23 protein-coding genes are annotated in these 20066 nt (G+C 72.7%); 3 read left to right on the top strand and 20 right to left on the bottom strand.

Going from position 1 to position 20066, the window contains the following annotated elements; translation table 11 throughout:
- Positions 1-110: 110 nt before the first annotated feature.
- Genes OG764_RS17955 through OG764_RS17940 form a run of 4 tightly spaced genes read right to left on the bottom strand, consistent with a single transcriptional unit; the run spans position 111 to position 3485 of the window.
- Positions 111-1499 carry a chloride channel protein gene (locus OG764_RS17955; protein ID WP_328969434.1) on the bottom strand — a complete coding sequence of 463 codons (1389 nt, stop codon included), beginning with the start codon at positions 1497-1499 and terminating at the stop codon, positions 111-113.
- A gap of 3 nt (positions 1500-1502) precedes the next feature.
- Entirely contained in the window at positions 1503-2090 is a 588-nt protein-coding gene (locus tag OG764_RS17950) for a potassium channel family protein (protein WP_328969433.1), read from the bottom strand.
- A complete protein-coding gene (locus OG764_RS17945) occupies positions 2087-2233 on the bottom strand; it encodes a hypothetical protein (RefSeq protein ID WP_328969432.1) in 147 nt (48 codons plus the stop codon). Before OG764_RS17945 ends, OG764_RS17950 begins: the two co-directional genes overlap by 4 nt.
- Positions 2223-3485 carry a DUF2254 family protein gene (locus tag OG764_RS17940; RefSeq protein ID WP_328969431.1) on the bottom strand — a complete coding sequence of 421 codons (1263 nt, stop codon included), beginning with the start codon at positions 3483-3485 and terminating at the stop codon, positions 2223-2225. The genes OG764_RS17945 and OG764_RS17940 overlap by 11 nt, the downstream gene beginning before the upstream one ends.
- Before the next feature lie 289 nt (positions 3486-3774).
- Here OG764_RS17940 and OG764_RS17935 point away from each other — a divergent pair, with 289 nt between their 5' ends.
- Positions 3775-4581, top strand: coding sequence for a YhjD/YihY/BrkB family envelope integrity protein (locus tag OG764_RS17935; RefSeq protein ID WP_328969430.1), 807 nt, complete (start codon positions 3775-3777; stop codon positions 4579-4581).
- Between the two features lie 136 nt (positions 4582-4717).
- Here OG764_RS17935 and OG764_RS17930 read toward each other — a convergent pair whose 3' ends face one another.
- From OG764_RS17930 to OG764_RS17900, 7 genes are all read right to left on the bottom strand, one after another.
- Positions 4718-5965, bottom strand: a complete 1248-nt coding sequence (locus tag OG764_RS17930; protein WP_328969429.1) for a glycosyltransferase — start codon at positions 5963-5965, stop codon at positions 4718-4720.
- 39 nt (positions 5966-6004) lie between these two features.
- Entirely contained in the window at positions 6005-7237 is a 1233-nt protein-coding gene (locus OG764_RS17925; RefSeq protein ID WP_328969428.1) for a glycosyltransferase, read from the bottom strand.
- 380 nt (positions 7238-7617) lie between these two features.
- The gene (locus tag OG764_RS17920; protein WP_328969427.1) at positions 7618-8367 is read right to left on the bottom strand and encodes a hypothetical protein; all 750 of its coding nucleotides are present in this window, start codon (positions 8365-8367) and stop codon (positions 7618-7620) included.
- Positions 8368-8523: 156 nt separating this feature from the next.
- Complete coding sequence (locus OG764_RS17915; RefSeq protein ID WP_328969426.1) at positions 8524-8796, bottom strand: hypothetical protein; 273 nt, start codon at positions 8794-8796, stop codon at positions 8524-8526.
- A gap of 64 nt (positions 8797-8860) precedes the next feature.
- Entirely contained in the window at positions 8861-9130 is a 270-nt protein-coding gene (locus tag OG764_RS17910) for a hypothetical protein (protein ID WP_328969425.1), read from the bottom strand.
- Between the two features lie 111 nt (positions 9131-9241).
- Entirely contained in the window at positions 9242-9412 is a 171-nt protein-coding gene (locus tag OG764_RS17905) for a hypothetical protein (protein ID WP_328969424.1), read from the bottom strand.
- Positions 9413-9417: 5 nt separating this feature from the next.
- Positions 9418-9993, bottom strand: a complete 576-nt coding sequence (locus tag OG764_RS17900; protein WP_328969423.1) for a DUF5994 family protein — start codon at positions 9991-9993, stop codon at positions 9418-9420.
- Positions 9994-10272: 279 nt separating this feature from the next.
- Between OG764_RS17900 and OG764_RS17895 the strand changes: the two genes are divergently transcribed.
- Positions 10273-10776 carry a DUF5994 family protein gene (locus tag OG764_RS17895; RefSeq protein ID WP_328969422.1) on the top strand — a complete coding sequence of 168 codons (504 nt, stop codon included), beginning with the start codon at positions 10273-10275 and terminating at the stop codon, positions 10774-10776.
- A gap of 164 nt (positions 10777-10940) precedes the next feature.
- Here OG764_RS17895 and OG764_RS17890 read toward each other — a convergent pair whose 3' ends face one another.
- The 6 genes from OG764_RS17890 to OG764_RS17865 form a co-directional block, all read right to left on the bottom strand.
- Positions 10941-11141 (bottom strand): hypothetical protein, encoded by a 201-nt coding sequence (locus OG764_RS17890; protein WP_328969421.1) that lies wholly within the window; start codon positions 11139-11141, stop codon positions 10941-10943.
- A 142-nt stretch (positions 11142-11283) separates the two neighbouring features.
- A complete protein-coding gene (locus OG764_RS17885; protein ID WP_328969420.1) occupies positions 11284-12489 on the bottom strand; it encodes an NAD(P)/FAD-dependent oxidoreductase in 1206 nt (401 codons plus the stop codon).
- 161 nt (positions 12490-12650) lie between these two features.
- Entirely contained in the window at positions 12651-13595 is a 945-nt protein-coding gene (locus OG764_RS17880) for an RNA polymerase sigma-70 factor (protein ID WP_328969419.1), read from the bottom strand.
- 275 nt (positions 13596-13870) lie between these two features.
- Positions 13871-14161, bottom strand: a complete 291-nt coding sequence (locus OG764_RS17875; protein ID WP_328969418.1) for a hypothetical protein — start codon at positions 14159-14161, stop codon at positions 13871-13873.
- A 69-nt stretch (positions 14162-14230) separates the two neighbouring features.
- On the bottom strand, positions 14231-15307 hold the full coding sequence (locus OG764_RS17870; protein ID WP_328973053.1) for a cobalamin-independent methionine synthase II family protein: 1077 nt from the start codon (positions 15305-15307) through the stop codon (positions 14231-14233).
- Positions 15308-15833: 526 nt separating this feature from the next.
- Complete coding sequence (locus OG764_RS17865) at positions 15834-16172, bottom strand: MerR family transcriptional regulator (protein ID WP_328969417.1); 339 nt, start codon at positions 16170-16172, stop codon at positions 15834-15836.
- Between the two features lie 935 nt (positions 16173-17107).
- Here OG764_RS17865 and OG764_RS17860 point away from each other — a divergent pair.
- Complete coding sequence (locus OG764_RS17860; RefSeq protein WP_328969416.1) at positions 17108-17467, top strand: hypothetical protein; 360 nt, start codon at positions 17108-17110, stop codon at positions 17465-17467.
- A 104-nt stretch (positions 17468-17571) separates the two neighbouring features.
- On the opposite strand, the gene OG764_RS17855 is transcribed toward OG764_RS17860, so the two are convergent.
- The 3 genes from OG764_RS17855 to OG764_RS17845 are packed head-to-tail and all read right to left on the bottom strand — an operon-like array spanning position 17572 to position 19898.
- Entirely contained in the window at positions 17572-17880 is a 309-nt protein-coding gene (locus OG764_RS17855) for an SCO5918 family protein (RefSeq protein ID WP_328969415.1), read from the bottom strand.
- A 52-nt stretch (positions 17881-17932) separates the two neighbouring features.
- Positions 17933-18337, bottom strand: coding sequence for a CBS domain-containing protein (locus OG764_RS17850; protein WP_328969414.1), 405 nt, complete (start codon positions 18335-18337; stop codon positions 17933-17935).
- A gap of 46 nt (positions 18338-18383) precedes the next feature.
- The gene (locus tag OG764_RS17845) at positions 18384-19898 is read right to left on the bottom strand and encodes a DEAD/DEAH box helicase (protein ID WP_328969413.1); all 1515 of its coding nucleotides are present in this window, start codon (positions 19896-19898) and stop codon (positions 18384-18386) included.
- Positions 19899-20066: the final 168 nt, after the last annotated feature.

Below are 20066 nucleotides of genomic sequence, written 5' to 3'. Positions count from 1 at the left end.
GCCAACATCCAGCCCCGCCGGCGTTTGAGGCGCGGGGTTTGGGGCGGAGCCCCAAGTCCGACCCGGCTGGGGCCGGGTACCGGCCGACGCCCCGGCCTGGGGCGCCCTCACTACGGCGCCGCAGGCGCCCCAGGCGCCACCGGCAACAGCTCCGTCACCACGAACGCCACCACGACCGCCAAAATCACCACCGGCATCATCGCCGCGCTGCCAAGCAACAGCACCACCAGCACCACACTGCTCACCGGCAGCCGCAGCGTGGCCGCCGCGGCCGCGGCCAGGCCCGCCGCCATCGCGGGTACGGCCCCCAGGCCCGGCAGCGGCGCGAGCAGTACGCCCGCCACCGCGCCGAGGAACAGCGCGGGGAACACCGGACCGCCGCGCAGACTGCCGAGGCACAGCGCGTACGCGACGCCCTTGAACAGCAGGACGGCGAGCAGCGCGCCGACGCCCCAGGCGTGCGGGTCGGCGGCCAGTGTGGCCAGCGTCGCCTGCCCGGACAGGGCGACCTCGCCGGGCGAGCGGCCGGTGATCAGCGCGTACAGGCAGGCGCAGGCCGCCGCGCCGAGCGCGCACAGCACGGTCCGTACGAAGGGCCGGGCCGCGACGTACCCGGCGATCGCCCGGGCTCCGGCCAGCACCGGGTGCAGGGCGACGGCGAGGGCCCCGGCGATGACCACCGCCCACACCACGTCCGCCGCGTCCAGGCGGGGCAGCGGCCCGCCGTGGTGCACGGAGAGGTTGCCCGTCGCCAGCCCGGTCCACCGGCCGAGGCCCGTGAAGACCAGGGAGCCGACTCCGCTGGACAGCAGGGCGGGCAGCATCACCGCGAACAGCTGCGGCCCGCCCACGCCCGCCACTTCGATCAGCAGCACCGCGGCCACCAGCGGATTGCCGAAGATCGCGGCGACCGCGGCGGCCGCTCCGGCCGCGCCCATGAGCGCGGTGCTCTGCGCGGTGGCCGGCACCTGGGCCAGGTTCCGGAACAGCACGGCCAGCCCGCCGCCCAGCGCGATCAGCGGGCCCTCCGGTCCGAGCACCGCGCCGAACGGCAGGCAGGCCAGCGCCGCGATGACGACCCCGGGCAGCGCGGCCGACGTGGCGCCGCCCGTGTGCAGCCCGGACGCGGGGACGTGCCCGCCGCCGCCGCGCAGGTGTTTGGCGACCAGGCCGACGACCGTGCCGGCGAGGAGCAGCAGCGGCAGCGGCCACCACCAGGGCGGGGTGTCGTGGCCGAGCGCCTCCGGGATGTCCGTCCACAGCGCGTGCTCCACCTTGTGCAGCGCGACGAGGAACCAGAAGGCGGCGAGGGACACCGGGACGCCGATGAGGGCGCAGAAGCCGAGCAGTTTGAGGTATCCGGGGCTGCGGAGCAGGTGCCGCAGGACCTCCGCCTCCTCCGGCTGCGCCGCTGCGGGCGGACCGGCGGGGCCGCCGCCGGGCTTACCGGCAGGCCTCCCCGCGGCGGGCGGTTCGGCCCCGGGATGCGACTGCGGCATGGGTCATTTCCTTTCCGCTCCCCCGATCGATGATCCGCCCGGGCCGCTTCCCGCGCCGCCCGGGGAACCCGACGCCCGCCGGCTCACGCCGATCTGCACCGCGCCGAACAGCATCTTGGCGACCACCCCGACCACGATCAGGTCGGCGACCATCTGCCCGGTGGTCAGCGCGCGGGCCGCCTCGCTGGTGGGCACGATGTCCCCGAAGCCCACGGTCGCGAACACCGTGACCGTGAAGTAGAGGGCGCCCGTCCGGTTCAGCGGTTCCGAGAACGACTGCGGCACCGCCTGGGAGAGGAGGACGTATGCGGCTGAGAACAGCAGCAGGAAGAGCGGTACGGCGGTGGCCAGCGCCTCGATGGCGCGCAGCCGCGGGTACCGGGCATGGGTGATGGCGGCGACCTGCCACGCGACCACCAGCCCGAAGGTCACGAGGCCGAGCCCGAGCGTCACGACGGTCAGGACACCGAACCCGCGGTCCAGGGGGGCCGCGTAGAACATGGCCGTGAGCAGGACCACGGAGCCCAGCGAGCGCAGCACGGTGGCTGCCAGGGCGCGTCGGCGCTGCCGGGCTGAGCTTTCCACGCTCATGCCCGCACCTCGCACGCGACGGGATGTTCCGAGGCGAGCCCGCTCCGCACCTTCCTGGGCGCGGACACCACCGGCGCGAAGGCCGCGATGGGCAACGGGTGGACCGTGATCACCGGGCCGATGAGGAACAGGTCAAGCAGCACGGCCACCGTCCTCGTACGACGTCCAGACCAGCGGGAACGCGCCGCTCCCGGTGCGCTCGACCCATTGGAGCCGCTCCCGTAGTACCGGCCGCCGGTCCTCGGGGGCCGCTTCGAGCAGGCGGCCGAGCAGGTCCCGCATCCTGCGCAGAGCCATCGGGGAGCCGGCCGCCGCGAAGGCGACGTCGTCGACGGCGGTCCGTACGTACTGCTCCCAGCCGGGGACGGGGACCGTCACCCGCAGCCGGCCCGCCTCGTCGGCGAAGCGGCCGACGTCCAGGTCGCGGTCGGCCAGCCGGGTGAGGAGGTCTTCCAGGCGGTCCATGCTGTCCACCGCGGTCGCCGGATCGTTGACGGCCGCCGACAGGGCCCGCAGTGCGATGTCGGCGAGCAGTCGGAACGGCAGTTCGGGGTCCTGGTCGAAGGTGCGCTCCACGCCGGTGACCAGGCCGGTGACGACGGCGTCGCGCAGGGCCCGGGAGGGCGGGGGAGCGCCCGTCACCGCGGCCAGCGCCATGCCCCGGGAGACGGTACGGCCGGGGGCGACGCGGAAGTCGACCGCGCAGTCGTGCCGCCGCGCCGCCAGGACCAGGGCGGGCACGTCGATCTGCTGGAGCACGCGCGCCGGACCGGGCCAGGCGACTGCCTCGTACGACCCGTACGACCCGTACTCCTCCGGTACGGGGCGCTCGGAGTGCTCCGGGGGCTGCGTGGGCGGCGACCCGGCCGGGGGGTCGGGGGCGTACGGGCGTACGTACAGCGTGTCGAAGAGCTGGTGCGCGCGGGTGGTGATCGCGGTGAGGGCGTGGCCGAGCTGGATCGAGCCGAACGCCCTCATCTGCAACGTCCTCATCAGGGCGAGGGCGGTCAGGGAGAGCACCACGGCCGCACAGGGGACGAGGAGCGAGACCCGGTCGCGGGCGCCGATGACCAGCGCCGCGCTGATGCAGAAGACGAACACCCCGACGCTGAAGGCGAAGAGCCGCCAGACGATCGGTTCGTCGCGGAACAGGCCCAGGCGCGGAGTGAAGGTGCTGGCGGAGAACTGCACGACCAGGAAAAGCATCGAGTAGATGATGCTCACCAGGCTGATGACACCGAATCCGAGCGTGAACAGCAGGCTCACCACGGGCCGGGCGTCGACCTGGGGCCCCGCGTGGAGCAGCGGCACCAGCAGCCCCAGCACCAGCCCGGCGGCCGCGCAGACGAGCTGGGCCAAGTCCCGGCGCATCTCGCGAGTCGGCCTGCGGGACATGCGGCCTCCTTCACGGGCGCGGCGCTGCCTCGGGGAGAGATGCAATCACGGGAGGGACGGGACCGGGCGGCGAAATGCCGGATATAACTGCATTTCTTCATCCTGCGTGGAAGGGTGGGGGACTGACGTCGGGAACCGTCCCCGTGAGGAGTTCACCGTGCCCGTGCCGCGTGCGCTGCCCGTGCCCGAACCGGAGCACGGGCCGGAAGGCGGCCCGGAAGGGGGCCCGGAAGGGGGGCCGCGGTCCGGGCCGCGATCCGGAGCGCGGCGTCTCGTCGTACCCCGGTGGATGCGCAGGCACACCCCGCTGCTCGGCCGGCTCCTGGAGCAGTTCGCGGCCGTCAAGATCCTGGACTGCGCGTTCCGACTGGCGGCCCAGGCCTTCCTCGGGGCGCTGCCGGCCCTCTTCGTCATCGGCGCCCTCGCCCCCGACTGGATGCAGGACCAGCTGGTCCTGTCGATCCGCAGGACGCTGGGGCTCCAGGACGCCGCTCTGGACCAGGTGCGGGAGGTGTACTCCGCCACCGGCACCACGGCCATCGCGAGCACCGGCACGGTGGGGATCGTGGTCACGCTGCTGTCGGCCACCGCCTGCAGCCGCGCCCTACAGGCGACGTGCGAGCGTTCCTGGCACCTCCCCAAGGCCAAGGCCCGGCTCGCGGCCTGGCGGTGGGTGGCCTGGCTCACCGTCTGGCTGGCCGCACTCGTCTTCCAGGGGCTGGTGCAGGACGCCTTCGGCGCCGGCCGGGCCGCCGGCGCCGTCCTCGCGGCGGCCGGCGGCACGCTGCTGTGGTGGTGGACCCAGCACCTGCTGCTCGGTGCCCGGATTCCGTGGCTGCCGCTGCTGCCCGGTGCCGTGCTGGCGGGCGTCGGGGTGCAGCTGCTGTCCGCGGCCTCGATGTTCTACATGCCGCACGCGGTGGAGCGCAGCATGCGGCAGTTCGGCAGCCTCGGTTCGGTGTTCGTCCTGATGTCCTGGCTGATCGGGCTGTTCGTCGTCATCACGCTCGCGATCGCCATCGGCTACGTGCTGGTCCACGAGCCCCGGCCGGCACGCTGGCTCCGCACCCCGAGGGCCGCGCCCCCGCCGCCGTGACGGACCCACCGCCGTGACGGACCCGCCGCCGTGACGGCCCGGCCGCCGTGACGACGGCCCGAGCGTCAGTCCCCGGGCCTCCCCGCCGGCCGGTCGGCGCCGCCTCCGACCGCGCCTCCGACCCGGCCGGACGGGTTCACGCGGACACGGGCGGCCTTTCCCGGCCGATGGCGTCGAGCAGCAGCTTCGCGGCCGTCGCCGCCCCGTCGGTGCGGATGCTGTCCGCCACGGCCTCCGCCCGGGTCCGGGTCCCGGGCGCCAGCGCGGTCCCGAGCGCGGCCGAGAGGGACTCGAAGGTCGGCGTCGGGCCGTCGTGCGCCGCGCCGATGCCCAGCTCGGCCACCCGCGCGGCCCAGTACGGCTGGTCCGCCAGCTGGGGCACGACCACCTGCGGCGCACCGGCCCGCGCGGCCGTCGTCGTGGTCCCAGCGCCGCCGTGGTGCACGACGGCGGCCACCCGCCCGAACAGCGCCTGTTGGTTGACCTCGCCGATCACGTGGACGTCGTCCTTGTCGTCGGTCGGTTCCAGGTCGGCCCAGCCACGGGAGAGGAGGACGCGGCGCCCCTGCGCGCGGACGGCCTCGACGACCGCCCGGGTGACGTCCTCCGCCTCGCGCACCGGAATGCTGCCGAAGCCCACGTACACCGGCGGTTCGCCGGCGTCCAGGAACGCCTCCAGCCCGGCCGGGAGCGGCCGTTCGTCCGGCCGGATCCACGCGCCGGTCTGCACCACGTCGAGGTCCGACGGCTCCGGCCACGGGCTGAGCACCGCGTCGGCCGCCAGCAGCGGCCGGCCGGTCAGGACGTGATCGCGCACGTCGTCCACCGGGGACAGGCCGATCGACGCGCGGTGGGCGTTGACCGCCCCGCCGAACAGGGCGTTCAGGCTCTCGGCGTTCAGGTCCCACAGCACCCGGTTGTCGGTCACGTCCTGCGGGAGCGGCCGGCCCGGCCACGGCAGCGGCGGGTGGTGCGGCGACGGCAGGTACGCCGGGAAGTACGCCACCGTCCGGAAGGGGATGCCCAGCTGCTCGGCCACCGACCGCGCGGCCGCCACGGCCGGGACCAGGCCCGTCGCCACCACCGCGTCACAGCCCTCGGCCACCGGGGCGATCGCGTCGTACGCCGTGGTGAGCAGCGCGGTCACCCGCTGCGCCAGGCCCTCGGCCTTCGGCGGCGCCGTCCCGGTCACGACCGCCTTCACGACCGGCCGCAACGGCTCGCCCACCGGCGTCAGCGGCAGCCCCACACCGCCCAGCAGCTCGGCGAAGTCCGGCGGCGCGCACACCCGCACCTCCGCGCCGAGCGCCCGCAGGCTCAACGCGAGCCCCACCATCGGCTCGACGTCCCCGCGCGACCCGTACGCCATCAACAACACGCGCATGCAGCGACCCTCATTCTTGTGAATCTTCGATTTCTCGGGCTACGGGCAGGTGGGGTTTGCGCCGACGGAGTCGAGCAGCAGCCTGGCGGCCACGGCCGCGCCGTCCGTACGGACCGTGCCGGCAAGGGCAGTTGCCCGGGCGACCGTCGCGGGGGCCAGGGCCGCCCGGAGGGCGGCCGACAGGGACGCGCTGCTCGGAACCGGCCCGTCGTCGGGTGCCGTGCCGATACCGAGGCCGGTCACCCGGCCGGCCCAGTACGGCTGGTCCGCCCCCTGCGCCACCACGACCTGCGGCGCCCCGGCCCGCGCGGCGGTGGTCGTGGTACCCGCGCTGCCGTGGTGCACGACGGCGGCGACCCGGCGGAACAGCGCCTGCTGGTTGACCTCGCCGACGGCGAAGCAGTCGTCCCGGTCGTCGACCGGGTCCAGCCCGGCCCAGCCGCGGGAGACCACCACGCGGCGGCCCTGCGCCCGGACCGCCTCGACCGCCGCCCGGGCCATGCCCTTCGCACGGGCGCCCAGGGGCGTGCTGCCGAAGCCCACGTACACCGGAGCCGTCCCGGCCTCCAGGAACGTCACCAGCTCGGGTGGCAGCGGGCGTTCGTCCGCCCGCAGCCACGCACCGGTCTGCACCACACCGAGCTCCGTCGGCCGCCACGGGCTCAGGACCGGGTCCGTGGCCAGCCAAGGGCTGCCGGTGAAGGCGTAGTCACGGACGCTGTCGACCGCCGGGAGGCCGGCCGCCGCCCGACGGGCGCCCAGGGCGGCGCCGAACATCTCGTTCGCGTTGCGGGCGTCCACCTCCCACAGCTCCAGGTTGTCCCGCACCCCCGGCGGCAACGGCCGGCCCCGCCGCGCGGGCGGCGGCTGGTGCGGCGACGGCAGGCCGACCGGCGTGTGCGCCGCGTGCACGTACCGGATGCCGAGCCGCTCGGCCACCGACCGCGCGCCGGCCGTCACCGGCAACGGCCCCGTCGCCACCAGCGCGTCGCACCCCTCGGCCGCCGCGGCCAGCACCGTGAACTGCGCGTCCATCAGATCGGCCATGCGCTGCGCCAGCCCCGCCGCCGACCCCGGCACCACCGTGGTCACCAGCGGACGCACCGGGGCGCCGACCGGCACCAGCGGCACCCCGACACCCGCGAACAGCTCCGCGAACTCCTCGTCCGGCGGCGCGCACACCCGCACCTCGGCGCCCAGTTCCCGCAGCCGCACGGCCAGCCCCACCATCGGCTCGACGCTCCCGCGCGCCCCGTAGGCAGACAGCAACACCCGCACTCCGCACCCCCTGTGGCCTCGTACTTCGGCTTAGGTGGGCGATTCTGCGGCACCACCGGGGTCTTGCCGCAAGCCCCCCGGTGGGCTATATCTTGATCATGGAAAGAGGTGGGCGCTCCCTCTTCCCACCCCCCCCCGGTCACCGCTACGGGAAAACCGCGATCGGCGGCACGCGGTCATCAACACCGGCTCATCAACGCCGGGTCATCAACGCCGGATCACCAACACGGACTCATCGGCACGGAGCCGTCGCCACGGGGTCATCGGCACGGGTCACCCGTGGGTCAGTCCCTGTCCGGGCTGCCCGGGGCGCGGGTCATGTTGCGGAACAGCCCCCGAGGCCGCGGGGTCTTGGTCGCCCGTGCTCGGGGAGGTCACGGGGTGCGGCGGGCCGTGGTGTCGGCGGTGTCTTCCGATGCCAGGGTGACGGTCGGGGCCGGGCCGGTGCCGGTGATGTCCAGGACCGCGCGGCCGCCCATGAAGCGCAGGTCGACCCGGGTGGTGTCGCCGTCGGGCAGGCGGTGGATCCGGGCCGCCGGGTAGTCCAGCCCGACGAGGGCGGTCCGCAGCGCCTGGTGGTCGGCGGGGGCGGCCTTCCGCAGGGCCTCGGTGATCCGGCGGGCGTGCCGGTCTCCGACGCAGCGCTCCGCCTCGGACAGCGGCGCCTGCGCCGCGGTGCCCGGGCGGGCCGGCGTCGCGTCGGGAGCGGCCGTCGCCGGGTCGTCGAACGGGACCGGGACGGCCCCGTCCGCGTCCGGCGTGCCGGGCGGCGTCTCGCCCGGGCCGTAGCGGGGCGTGACCGGTCCGGAGCCGCCCGGCAGGTCCTCGGGACGGGGGGCCTCGCTCCACGCGTCCGGGGGGAGGGGCGCGTCGGCCGCGCCCTTGTCGGCGGGGGCTCCGGGGGGGGGGGGGGGGGGGGGGGGGCAGTCCGTCAGGATCCGGGCCGTCAGCTCCATGAAACGCATCTCCGCCTCCTCGGCGCCGGAGGCGTGCGACGCGGCGGCCGGACGGGCCTTGGCGGCGGGGGACCGGTCGGCGTCCGCGTGCGGGGCGCCGCAGGCGGAGAGGGCCAGGGCGCCGAGCACGGCCGCGATCAGGGGCTTCGGGAGGGAGATCGTTCGCATGACCGCAGCCTGCCGGTGGCCCGCCGTCCCGCACGTGAGTACACGTACTCACTTTCCGCCTCAGGACCGCCGATGAGTACCCCGCCGGCTCCCCGGGCCGCCGAACGCGTACGGAGGAGCGGAGCCCCCTTCGCGTGTGACGCGTGTGAGGGGATGTCAGCCGCGCTCTTCCTCCTCGGCCTCCATGCGTCTGATTCCCTCGTGGGTCAGGGTGACCATCGCGGGGGTGTTGCCCGGCTCCCAGTCGACGGTGATCAGCCCTTCGCCCGCCAGGTAGGTGCAGGCGGCGGCCAGATCCTGTTCCGGCACGTGGAGTTCGCGCCGTAGCCGTGCTCCGGTGATGCCGAGGAGGCGGTTGCCTTCGACGGCTTCGTACAGGACGCGGAGCACCTGTCCGCGGTAGGTCTTGCGTTCGCGCAGTGTGGCCATGACCGCGTCCCTTCGTGTGCGAGGAGGGCTCCGTGACGGCCCGTCGGGTCTTCCCGGGCGGGTCTTATCGGATCTCGTCGGAGTGGGGGCCGCCGCCGACGGGGGGCAGGCTGGTGGCCAGCCACGAGCGGGCGGGGCCGGCGGGCGTCGCCGTGTCCACGGTGAGGTGGAGCCGTGTGTCGCCGTCGAGGCCGGGGTAGCTGCGCTGTTCCGCTCCGGCGAAGCAACCGCGCAGGGCTTCCGCGACCGCGCGGGCGGCTTCCGGCGTGTGCGCGATGATCCGTACCTCGGCGTGCCCGAGCGACGGCAGCGTCTGGGTCTCGATGTGCTTCACGTGGGCGTGTCCCTTCAGGGTGGGCGAGAGGCCGGCAGGCCGGGGCGCCGTGGCGCCCCGGCCGCTGACCCCGGTCGGAGGAACGTCCGTTCCTCACCGGTCGGCACCCGTTCAGTGGGCTCGACGACTGGTGTCGTCCGGTTGACCGGGAGGCCGTGGCAGCGGGTCGCTGAAGTGGTAGGCCGCGATCCGCGCGTCGTGCTGCGCGTTGAGCAGGTGGATCAGGCGCATTCCGATGCCGATCGCGAGGATGATCACTGCGATGAGGACGATGGTCTCCACGGAACTCAACTCCAGCCGTTTCCGGGCAGCGGGAGGGCGCTTCGTCCCATCGGGTGCCCGAAGGGGGACATGCAGGCCCCGCCTTCGCCCTCCCAGGTGGCCTCCCGGAGACGGGCGTCGCGGGTGCCGCCTCCGATGACGGCTTCGTTGGCCATCAGTACGTCCGCGGTGAGGGCACTGCCCGGTATCGCCGCTGCGGCCATCAGGCGGGCCGCGCTCGCGCGGCCGGTGTCGGGCGGGACGACCAGCAGGTCCCAGCGGCCGACGGTGTAGGAGAGCAGGATCAGCTTGTCGGGGTCCTGTTCGGTGAACCAGCCCACGTGCAGCGTCTGCCCGGCCACGGGAACCGTGTGCGGGACGACGGGCCAGCGGGAGGGGTTCACGGTGACGCGGGTGATGCGGCCCCAGGGTTCGACCAAGGCGGCCACCAACACCGGGAGCTCGGCTTCGAGGTCCCGGGAGTAGGGCCACCAGGCGCCGTCGAGCTGCCCGGCGAGCATGGTCTTCGGAGTGAGGGACAAGCGGGCCGGAAGCTGTGCGGCGAGGTCGCGCGGCGCGGTCCGTTCGAGGGCGGTGATCATGATGCGGACCTGCCCCCGGACTGCCCGTCGGCAGCCCGGTTTTTTGGCGATCGCCGGAAACGACACCTGCGTGAACGCCGGTGTGCGAAGTGCTCCCGGTGCTTTCACTGTACGCCTGTTCGGCCGGCTATGACCGGGTGTGACCAGGTATTTTCCGGCGGGCGGTGGGGAACGGGAGGCGGGAGTACCGTGAAAAGGACGGCAGGCCGCGCACGTCACCCGGCACCGGCGCCGACCTGCGACGCAGCACGGCCGCACTCCGTAGACGGGCGGACCGACATGGCTGACTCCGACACCCCTCACACGCCCCCACTGCTCCTGCCGAGTGCGATCCACCAGGCGATCCAGCCCGGCACGGCGCTGCTGCGGCTGGAAACCACGCAGTCCCGCAAGGGGCTCCTGGACGGCGCGTGGTGGCCACGCACCCGCGACATCGAGACCGAGCTGCCGGCGCTGATCAGTGTGTTGACGGGGCATCTCGGGCCGATCACCCGCGTGGGCGTGGACGCGTCCGCCTGGAACGGCCTCCCGCCCCGCCTGGTCGTCGACGGCCAGGTCGTGCACCTCGACTCCGACCCCGTCGGCGACGACACCGTCCTCGTCACCCGTGGCGACAACGACCACTTCGCCCTGCTGGTGGTCCCCCCGGACACCACCGCGGAGGCCGCCCGCGAGGCGATGGCCCGCGCCGTCCGCGCAGACAACATCACCGAGGCCGCCCAGATCCTCATCGCCGCCACGCCCGACCCCGCAGCCGGCGGGGCCGGCGGCCCGGCGGCCTGACCGGGAGTCCCGGCGGCCGGGGCAGCGCTCGGTGGCCGGATCGTCCTTCACCCGTTCGCCGTCGGACCGGTACGCATTCGGCGTCGGACCCGTACGCAACAGAGCCCGGCCGGGGTCACTGCGGGCCGGCCGGGCTCTGGGCGTGTGGACGAGTGCCGCTCTGCTCAAAGCGACTCGTCGTGCAGGTCCTCTTCGCGCAGCAGGTCGTCCTCGCGGCGGCGCGAGGTCTCCTTCTGACCCTGCTTCTGTTCCCGTTCGCGGGACTGCCTGCCCGGCTGGGGGTGGGCGGGGTCTCCGGGTCGATGGTGACCCTGTGCCTCGCGCCCCTTGCCCGGCTCCTGGTGCTTGTCCTGCGTACCGCCCATGACAGCGACTCCTCTTGATGCGTGGGTACGGATTCCTCTCGGATCACGCTCACACGCACCGTGGCGGTCTGCATCATGTCGACCGCGAAGCGGGGCACACGGGTGACGCCCAGCCGATGGCCGCGGTTCGGCCGCGGCGAGGTCAGGCCGCCGTCGCCGCCGCGCGTGCGCCGCTGCGGGTCTCCTGCCGTACGACGTGCCGGCGCCGGGACGGCATGCCCACGGTCGGGTGGGCGACGCCCCAGGCCGCGCCCTTGCAGATCAGCTCCTTCAGGAGGGTGGCCGCGCGCCCCGTCAGGGCCTTCTCCACCGCCCGGTCGTCGGGGGTGACGGACTGGATCAGGGCCTCCTTGCGGCCGAGGGAGATGCACTGCACGGAGTAGTGGATGGCGATCCGGGGCACCTTGGCGCCGGCGAGCCGGGCGGAGATGGCGTCGGCGGCCTGCCAGGCCATGGGGACGCCCGAGGCGCAGGACATGCGCAGGGGCTTGTCGCCCGGGCCCATCGCCATCGCCGCGTCGCCCACGGCGTACACGTCCGGGTGGGAGACCGAGCGCATCGTGCCGTCGACCACGATCCGGCCGTGATCGGCGAGTTCCAGGGCGGTGGCTCCGGCGATCGGGTGGACGGCGAAGCCGGTGGTCCAGACCGTGACGTCGGCGGGGAGGGTGCGGCCGTCGGCCGTCGTCACGCGGTCCGCCGCCACGTCGGCGACGGCGGTGTGTTCGTGGACCGTGATGCCGAGCTTGTCCACGACCTTCCGCAGGTGGGTGCGGCCCTTCTCGGAGAGCCAGTCGCCGAGGGCGCCGCGGGCGGCCAGGGCGACGTCGAGGTCGGGGCGGGCCTCGGCGATCTCGGTCGCGGCCTCCAAGCCGGTGAGGCCGCCGCCGACCACGACCACGGGCCGGCCGGCGTCCAGGGCGGCCAGGCGGTCGCGAAGACGCAGGGCGCCGGGGCGGCTGGAGACCTCGTGGGCGTGTTCGGCGGCGCCGGGGACGCCCCCGTCGTTCCAGTTGCTGCCGAGGGCGTAGACGAGCGTGTCGTACGCCAGCTCCACCCGCTCGGGGCCGTTCGCGGCGGTGACCGTCACCGTCTTGCGGTCCACGTCCACGGCGGTGACCTTCGCGAGCTTCAGCTCCACACCCGTGCCCGCGAGCATCTCGTCGAACGGGCGGGGCCTGAGCTCCTGCCCGGCCGCGAGCTGGTGCAGCCGGACGCGCTCGACGAAGTCGGGCTCGGGGTTCACGAGGGTGATGGCGACGTCCTCGCGGTGCAGCCGCTTCGCGATGCGGCCGGCGGCGGTGGCTCCGGTGTAGCCGGCTCCGAGGACGACGATGCGGTGCTGCATGTCCGTGCTCCTGTCTGGGAGGGTTCCGCCGCTGTCTTGCGCGGTGTCGTCCCTTGAACCGGACAGCCCGGGGTTTCCTGACAGGACCGGGTGTGAAGCACGTCACACGAAATCGGAGGGGTGGGGGCGGCGGGGCCGGCGAGGCCGGAGGCGTTGAAGGTTCAGAGGGTGTGGAGCGGCGGATTCGGGTGGTCCGCGGCCGCCCACTGCTCGGTCGCGCGGACGAGCTTGTCGGGATTGACCTGGTGGCGGACCGCGGCGATGCCCTCCGCGGTGACCTCCAGGCAGCTGATCCCGACGACCCGGCCGTCCACGACCGCCACGATGGCGGGCCCGCCGTTCGCGGTCGTCGCGTAGATCTCGGCCACGCCGCCGACATGGGCCCGCTTGGCCGGGCCGGGCTTGAACAGACCGCGCAGGAACGTGGCGACGGCGCGCGCGCCCTCGAACGCCTTCGCGCGGGCCAGGACCTTCCCGCCGCCGTCGCCGACCGAGACGGCGTCCTGGGTGAGGAGGCGTACGAGGGGCTCGGTGCGGCCCGTGGTCGCCGCGGCCAGGAACTCCTCGACGATCATCCGGGCGGCGGCCTCGTCGATCTCGGTGCGCGCCTTGCCGTCCGCGATGTGCTTCTTGGCCCGGTGGTAGATCTGCTGGCAGGCGGCCTCGGTGATCTCCAGGATCTCCGCGATCTCCCGGTGCGGATAGGCGAAGGCCTCGCGCAGCACGTACACCGCCCGCTCGCCCGGCGACAGGCGCTCCAGCAGGACGAGGACGGCGTACGACACCGACTCGCGCTGCTCGGCGGTGTCGGCGGGGCCGAGCATCGGGTCCCCGGCGAGCAGCGGCTCGGGCAGCCACCTCCCCACGTACGTCTCACGGCGGGCGCGCGCCGAAGTGAGCATGTTGAGGCACCAGTTGGTGAGGACCTTCGTCAGCCAGGCCTCGGGGACCTCGATCCGCTCGACGTCGGCGGCCTGCCAGCGCAGGAACGTCTCCTGCACGGCGTCCTCCGCCTCGCTCGCCGAACCGAGCATCCGGTAGGCGATGGCCTCCAGCCGGGGCCTGGCGGTCTCGAAGCGCTCCACGTCACTGGTCATCAGGGCCATGTCAGCGATCCTAGTGCGGTCACAGCACTGGGCGCCCGGTTCGCCGGTGAGGTGTCCCGGTGGGAGCCGTCGGCCGTCCTCGGCCGGCAAACGGTCCAGCACGGCGGCCGGTTCGCGGCGTTCGGCTGCGATCGCGGCCCTGATCTCCGCGGGACTCTTCCACCTCAACCGGAACACCAAGCCCTAGCCGGCGAAGAAGGCCCAGGTCGCCGACCTGGGCCTTCTCGTACGAGCTGATGACGGGCGCCCGGCCGTCGGGGGGATGCTCGAAGGCTCTAGCCGGCGCGGAGCGGCCTCGTCAGGAGGGGCAGTACAGCGGGGACTCCGGCGGCGGTCTGCTTGACCGCGGCGCCGAGCGTCTCGCCCTGCCTGTCGACGATGCCGCCGGCCAGCCCGCCGCCCAGTGCCGCGGCGCCGGCGGGGCCTGCCAGGAGCTTCTCGGAGGCGGCGGGGCCCGTCGGGAGCGACCCGTTCTCGGCCGATGCGGCCGATGCGGCCGGAGCGATGGCCAGGGTCATTCCGGCCACGACCACGCCGGTGGTCACGATCTTGTGCAGCATGCCCATCAGAACTACCTGTTCTCTTGCTGGTTCTCGGTCTTCACGGGTTCTCGGCCGCTCGGGGCGGTCTGACGGCTACGCCCCGAGGCGCTGCTCGGCCAGGCGGGTGCCCTCGATTCGCGCCCGGATCTTGGCGAACGCGGTGTCCCGCGGAGTCGACTTGTCGTCGGCGAAGGGAGCGAAGCCGCAGTCGTCGCAGGTGCCGAGCTGCTTGAGCGGGATGAACTCCGCGGCCTCCAGGACCCTGTCGCGTACCTCCTCGGGCGTCTCGACCCGGGGGTTGATGGGGTCCGTCACCCCGATGAAGACACGCTGATTGGGCTTCAGGTGATCCCGTACCAGGGCCAGCACGCTGCGGCGGTCGGGCTCGCTGGCCATCTGGAGGTAGAAGTTCCCCGCGTGCAGGTCGAAGAACCTCGGCAGGAACTTCTTGTAGTCGACGTCCGCGCTGTGCGTGGAGTCCTGGTCTCCGCCGGGGCAGGTGTGCACGCCGATGCGCTGCCGCTCTTCGGGGGAGAAGCGGTCGAGGACCTCGTTGTTCAGGGCGACGAACTGCCGCAGCATCCCTCCGTCCGGGTCGAGCTTGAAGGAGATCCGGCCTTCGGTGAAGTCCATCTGGACCTTGTGGGCGCCCCCTTCGAGGCAGCCGCGCAGGTCTGCCTCCGCCTCGTTCACGAGGTCGTCGTGGAACTGCTCCTTCGAGTACCCGCTGATCCCCAGGGGCGGGTAGAACATGCTCAGCATGGACGGTGCGATCACCGCCTGCTTCACCGGCAGGTCGGTCATCGACCGGATCGTCCGCAGCACCTCGCGGGTCTTCTTCAGGTAGTCCCCGCCGTGCGCCTGGTACCGGAAGTCCCGCTCCGTCAGCAGGGGCAGCTGGCGGGTGTGCCCGTCGGCGAACGGCACGACCTGGCCGCCCGGATTCAGCTTCAGCCCCGCGACCGGATAGGTGGCGAAACTCGGCTTGCTCTGCTCGCCATCGGTGATGACCGGGGAACCGGTCGCGATGAACCTCTCGATCGTGTCGCGTAACGCGCGGTCACGGTGCTTGTCGAGTTCTCGCTGGGTGATCCGTCCCTCGGCGAAGTCCTGGTTCGCCCGGATCAGGTGCGCCGGGCGCGGAATGCTCCCGATCGGCTCGGTCGGCAGGGAGACCTTCGACGGCGAGCCGCCCGCCGTCCTGGTACGGGTTTGCGCGGCGGCCTCGTCTCCTCCGAGCCCGAGCCCACCACCGACCGCCACGGCTCCCGTCGCCACGGCGGCGAAGCCGGCGGACTTGAGGAAACTGCGTCGATCGCTGCCGTTACCGGAGGACGACGGATTCGCCCCGTTCAACGTGCTCACAAGTTGCTCCTTCGCTGAGGTCCTGAGCGGCCCCCGGCGACTGGGGACTGGGGACCGGAACGGCAACGCGCTGGAGCAACTCAAGGAACCGGCCCAGGAGTTGGGCTTCACCCGATGGTGTGGAGAGGTGGCCGAGACCCATGGTGGAACTGGCCGAGACCGTTTGGCGGAAGGTCGCACCCGATGGGTGCCCGATGGGCGCCCAAGGCGGCCTGATGGCGGCCGGCAAGCCGCAGGGGCGGACCTGGCGGAGGGTCCGCGCCCGAATGGCACTCCCGAATCGCACTCTTTCGGCGACCGAGGCCCGCCGATTCCGACGGGCACGCTCGGTTCAGGCCGAGGGCGGCGGCGCGGATGATTCGGCGGCGCGGCGGTACTCGGCGTTGATGCGCTGGGCTTCCTCGAGCTGGTCCTCGAGGATGATGATGCGGCAGGCGGCCTCGATGGGAGTGCCCTGGTCGACGAGTTCCCGGGCGCGGGCTGCGATGCGCAGCTGGTAGCGCGAGTAGCGCCGGTGGCCGCCGTCGGAGCGGAGCGGGGTGATCAGGCGGGCCTCTCCGAGGGCGCGGAGGAAGCCCTGGGTGGTGCCGAGCATGTCTGCCGCCCGGCCCATCGTGTAGGCGGGGTAATCGTCGTCGTCGAGACGGCCGAACGAGTCGTCTGCTGTCATTGAACCTCTCTCATGGAACGCATGGAGGGGCCCTGGTGCCGTACGGCACCAGGGCCCCGAAGGAACTACTACACCATCCGTCGGCCCTGATACTGCGCCGACCCTGTGTTTCCGCCTACCCGGCCGAGATGCTGCCGGGAGTGCGGGGATCGCGGTTGCTTGACCGGAGACCACCTCACTATCGATGTCCTGCGGTACCCGGGCTCAGCCTTTCGGCCCGGGCGATCCTGATGGTGCTCGGCTCCTCCGTTCTTCCCTCGGTGATCAACTGCTTACTGCTGGTACTGCTGGTACTGCTGGTACTGCGTACTGCTGGTGGCCTGCGTCAGCGCCACTCTTCGACAGCCAGCCCCGTCGCCCGTCCTGCGTCTGCTCTGGCTTGGAACCCCACTGCCGAACTTCCCGGTGCGCGCGCCCGCAGCCGACGCCTTCACCGAGGTACCGCTCACTGACTTCACTGCTGGGTACTGCGCACTGCACTTGCGGGTACTGCCACTGCGCTAACTGCTGGTACTGCTCACGGCGGCCCCTGATCACTGCGGGCCACCCGGCCCGGTCGTCAGTCCCGTCGCCGTCCTGCAACAACCCTGGCTTCGGAACTCCACCACCGCGCCGTCCTGCGCACTGCAACTGCGGGTACTGCGGGTACTGCTGCCCGGCAGTTCGTCTCTGCCAGGCCCTTCTGTCTCCCTGGGCTACGAGAGAAACCATAACCACGCCACAGGCCAATGTCTACTCCGGCCGTCATAGATTTTCGTGCGCGTCGAGGAGAGCTAGACCGTCGCGGTCGGCCCGGACGCGCAGAGCGGCCTGCACAGCAGGTCAGGGGCTTCGGGAGACGTGACCGAGCGCGTGGAGCCCCCCGGGGCTCGTCGATCGGCGTCGTGCTCCGCCGGTTGAGAGAACGGGACTACCGGTGCATAAAATCGGCTCCCATGTCGAAGCCTGACGAGCTGCTCGTTGACGTTGCCACCCTGGTGGAGTCCGGGCAGAGCAATCAGATGTCCCTGACCGTGGTCACCGGTGGCGCTGTCATCACCGGTCGGCTGGCACCCGAAGCCGTGTGGAGGCAGCGGGTGTCGGAGGTCCTGACGGATTCCGCCCACCTGGGCGAGTTCGCCGCCATCTTCACCGCCACGACACCCCACGAGGGACCGCCCACTCATCTGCACTTCCATGTGGCCCGCATCCTTCAGGGCACGGTGGGGATCCCGGAGACGGGTGGGATGTACCGCGTCTCGATCGCGGATGTCAGCGCCTGGACCATGGGCGATTTCAGCTACTCCGACCACTGACCCGACATCGCGTAAGAAGTCCTGGTACGCGGGAGGACCCGACCGGCTTGTGCCGGTCGGGTCCTCCTCGCTGTGCGGGTGCCGGCTTGCGCCGGTCCTGTCCGTCAGGCGGTCACCGGGACGCCGAGCATCGCGGAAGCCTGCTGGAGTGGGCTGAGGACGCGCGTGGGCATGGCGGTCCGGGGGCCGCGGCAGGTGAACCCGAGCCGGGTCATGGCCCGGAGGACTTCACCGGCGCTGAAGTCACGGCGGTCCTGCCGAGTGATGACCTGGCCGACCTGCTTGACGGGGTAGGTACGGCGCCCGATGATCACTGACTCGCCGACGACCTGCTCGGGCTTGATGCCCTTCATCGACTCCAGGACACCGGCCTTGGTCAGGTCGAACGGGAAACGGGCGATGACACAGCGCATGTTGCCTCACAGGAAGAAGAAGAGGGGGACGGTCGTGCCGTGGTGAGGCGGTTCAGCGGGCAAGGGCGAGGACGCCCAGAGCACTGCCCTGGTCATTGACGACCGGCAGGGCATTGACTCGGCGGTAGCGCATCGCGTGTTCGGCTTCGGCCATCGTGGTCACGGGTGAGGTGACCGGCCCGCGGTCACCCAGCAGGTCGCGGAGGCGGACCTGGTCGGTGTACGCCGCGCTGTCGCGGATGGCGGCGAGCTGGGCCTGCGTGACCAGCCCGGTGCACAGGCCGTCCTCGTCGCAGACGAGCAGATGACCCGCGCGGGCGCCGGCCATGACGGCCAGGGCCACCTCGACCGTCATGTCGTCACAGACCTGGGGACCGGCCGCCTCCATCGCGTCGCCCACCGTGCGGTGCACGGGGTCGGCGTTCGCCGAGCGGGGCTGCATCTGGATCATCGTCAAAACGTGCCTCCTGCAGAGATGGGTCAGTTTCCTGATCACGTGCTTCTCAGGCCGCCGCATCGAAGGCGGACTGCCGCACGCTCGCGCGCCGGACTGTCGAAGCGGGCCGACGCCTGCCACGGGAGGCCGCACTGCGCTTGGCGCGTTCGACGACCGGCGCGGTGATGACGACGGGGATGCCGGAGGGGGCCTGGGCGCCGGTGATACGGCTCAGGGCCTCTTCGCCGGAGCGCACCTGGGTGGTCTGCGGGGTGATGCCGGCGGCCTGCATGAGGCGGGTCATGTCGCGGCGCTGGTTCGGGGTGACGAGGGTGACGACGCTGCCGGACTCGCCGGCGCGGGCGGTGCGGCCGCCGCGGTGGAGGTAGTCCTTGTGGTCGGTGGGCGGGTCGACGTTGACGACGAGGTCGAGGTTGTCGACGTGGATGCCGCGCGCCGCCACGTTCGTCGCGACCAGCACGGTTACGTGTCCGGTCTTGAACTGGGCGAGGGTGCGGGTGCGTTGGGGCTGCGACTTGCCGCCGTGCAGGGCGGCGGCGCGGACACCGCTGTTGAGCAGGTCCTCGGTCAGCCGGTCCACGGCGTGCTTGGTGTCCAGGAACATGATCACGCGGCCGTCGCGGGCGGCGATCTCGGTCGTGGTGGCGTGCTTGTCGGTGCCGTGGACGTGCAGTACGTGGTGCTCCATCGTCGTGACCGCACCGGCGGACGGGTCGACGGAGTGCACGACCGGGTCGGTCAGGTAGCGGCGCACCAGCCGGTCCACGTTGCGGTCCAGGGTCGCCGAGAACAGCATCCGCTGGCCCTCGGGGCGGACCTGGTCGAGCAGGGCGGTGACCTGCGGCATGAAGCCCATGTCGGCCATCTGGTCGGCCTCGTCGAGGACGGTGATCGCGACCTGGTTCAGCCGGCAGTCGCCCCGGTCGATCAGGTCCTTCAACCGGCCGGGCGTGGCCACGACGACCTCGGCGCCTCCGCGCAGCGCTCCGGCCTGCTTGCCGATGGACATGCCGCCGACGACCGTGGCCAGCCGGAGCTTCACGGCGCGGGCGTACGGGGTGAGCGCGTCGGTGACCTGCTGGGCGAGCTCGCGCGTCGGTACGAGGATCAGCGCGAGCGGCTGCCTCGGCTCGGCGCGCTGTCCGGCCGTACGGGCCAGCAGCGCCAGGCCGAAGGCGAGGGTCTTGCCGGAGCCGGTCCGTCCGCGGCCGAGTACGTCGCGGCCCGCGAGGGTGTTGGGGAGGGTGGCGCCCTGGATCGGGAACGGCACGCTCACGCCCTGCGCGCCCAGGGCCGCCAACAGCTCGGCCGCCATGTCGAGATCGGCGAAGGCCTCGACGGCGGGCAGAGCGGGAGTGATCGTCTTCGGCAGGGCGAACTCGCCTTGGATCGCGGCGGGCCGGCGGCCGTAGCCGCCGGAGCGGCTCGGACCTCCGGAACGGCTCGGGGCCGACGAGCCGAAGCGGCTGCCCCGCTCCGAACCGGCGGCAGCGCCGAAAGCGGGGCCGCCGGTGCGGCTGCGGGTGCGAGAGGAACGGTCGTTCGTACGTGTGCGGTTCATTCAGAACCTTCCTTGATGCGGCACATATCAAGGAATTCCGCAGCGGAAACGCAGTGCGAGGAATCACGAGAACGGGCCGAATGGAATGCGAAAGCGACTCTGCCCTACAGGGATTCTGTACGGGCGCAAGCGCCGAGACGGGATGGCGTCATGCGGACGCGAAACCAA

It is taken from the genome of Streptomyces sp. NBC_00239, assembly GCF_036194065.1.
GTDB lineage: Bacteria > Actinomycetota > Actinomycetes > Streptomycetales > Streptomycetaceae > Streptomyces.
Note: the sequence above shows the minus strand (reverse complement) of the source record. Positions and strands in the feature narration are given on the sequence as shown.

Bases quoted from the DNA above. Each gene is read 5' to 3' on its own strand.
- OG764_RS17880 (WP_328969419.1), bottom strand. From the start codon at position 13,595: ATGGCCCTGATGACCAGTGACGTGGAGCGCTTCGAGACCGCCAGGCCC.
- OG764_RS17955 (WP_328969434.1), bottom strand. From the start codon at position 1,499: ATGCCGCAGTCGCATCCCGGGGCCGAACCGCCCGCCGCGGGGAGGCCT.
- OG764_RS17920 (WP_328969427.1), bottom strand. From the start codon at position 8,367: ATGCGAACGATCTCCCTCCCGAAGCCCCTGATCGCGGCCGTGCTCGGC.
- OG764_RS17875 (WP_328969418.1), bottom strand. From the start codon at position 14,161: ATGGGCATGCTGCACAAGATCGTGACCACCGGCGTGGTCGTGGCCGGA.
- OG764_RS17950 (WP_328969433.1), bottom strand. From the start codon at position 2,090: ATGAGCGTGGAAAGCTCAGCCCGGCAGCGCCGACGCGCCCTGGCAGCC.
- OG764_RS17845 (WP_328969413.1), bottom strand. From the start codon at position 19,898: ATGAACCGCACACGTACGAACGACCGTTCCTCTCGCACCCGCAGCCGC.
- OG764_RS17900 (WP_328969423.1), bottom strand. From the start codon at position 9,993: ATGATCACCGCCCTCGAACGGACCGCGCCGCGCGACCTCGCCGCACAG.
- OG764_RS17860 (WP_328969416.1), top strand. From the start codon at position 17,108: ATGTCGAAGCCTGACGAGCTGCTCGTTGACGTTGCCACCCTGGTGGAG.
- OG764_RS17885 (WP_328969420.1), bottom strand. From the start codon at position 12,489: ATGCAGCACCGCATCGTCGTCCTCGGAGCCGGCTACACCGGAGCCACC.
- OG764_RS17930 (WP_328969429.1), bottom strand. From the start codon at position 5,965: ATGCGCGTGTTGTTGATGGCGTACGGGTCGCGCGGGGACGTCGAGCCG.
- OG764_RS17895 (WP_328969422.1), top strand. From the start codon at position 10,273: ATGGCTGACTCCGACACCCCTCACACGCCCCCACTGCTCCTGCCGAGT.
- OG764_RS17940 (WP_328969431.1), bottom strand. From the start codon at position 3,485: ATGTCCCGCAGGCCGACTCGCGAGATGCGCCGGGACTTGGCCCAGCTC.
- OG764_RS17915 (WP_328969426.1), bottom strand. From the start codon at position 8,796: ATGGCCACACTGCGCGAACGCAAGACCTACCGCGGACAGGTGCTCCGC.
- OG764_RS17890 (WP_328969421.1), bottom strand. From the start codon at position 11,141: ATGGGCGGTACGCAGGACAAGCACCAGGAGCCGGGCAAGGGGCGCGAG.
- OG764_RS17855 (WP_328969415.1), bottom strand. From the start codon at position 17,880: ATGCGCTGTGTCATCGCCCGTTTCCCGTTCGACCTGACCAAGGCCGGT.
- OG764_RS17865 (WP_328969417.1), bottom strand. From the start codon at position 16,172: ATGACAGCAGACGACTCGTTCGGCCGTCTCGACGACGACGATTACCCC.
- OG764_RS17935 (WP_328969430.1), top strand. From the start codon at position 3,775: ATGCGCAGGCACACCCCGCTGCTCGGCCGGCTCCTGGAGCAGTTCGCG.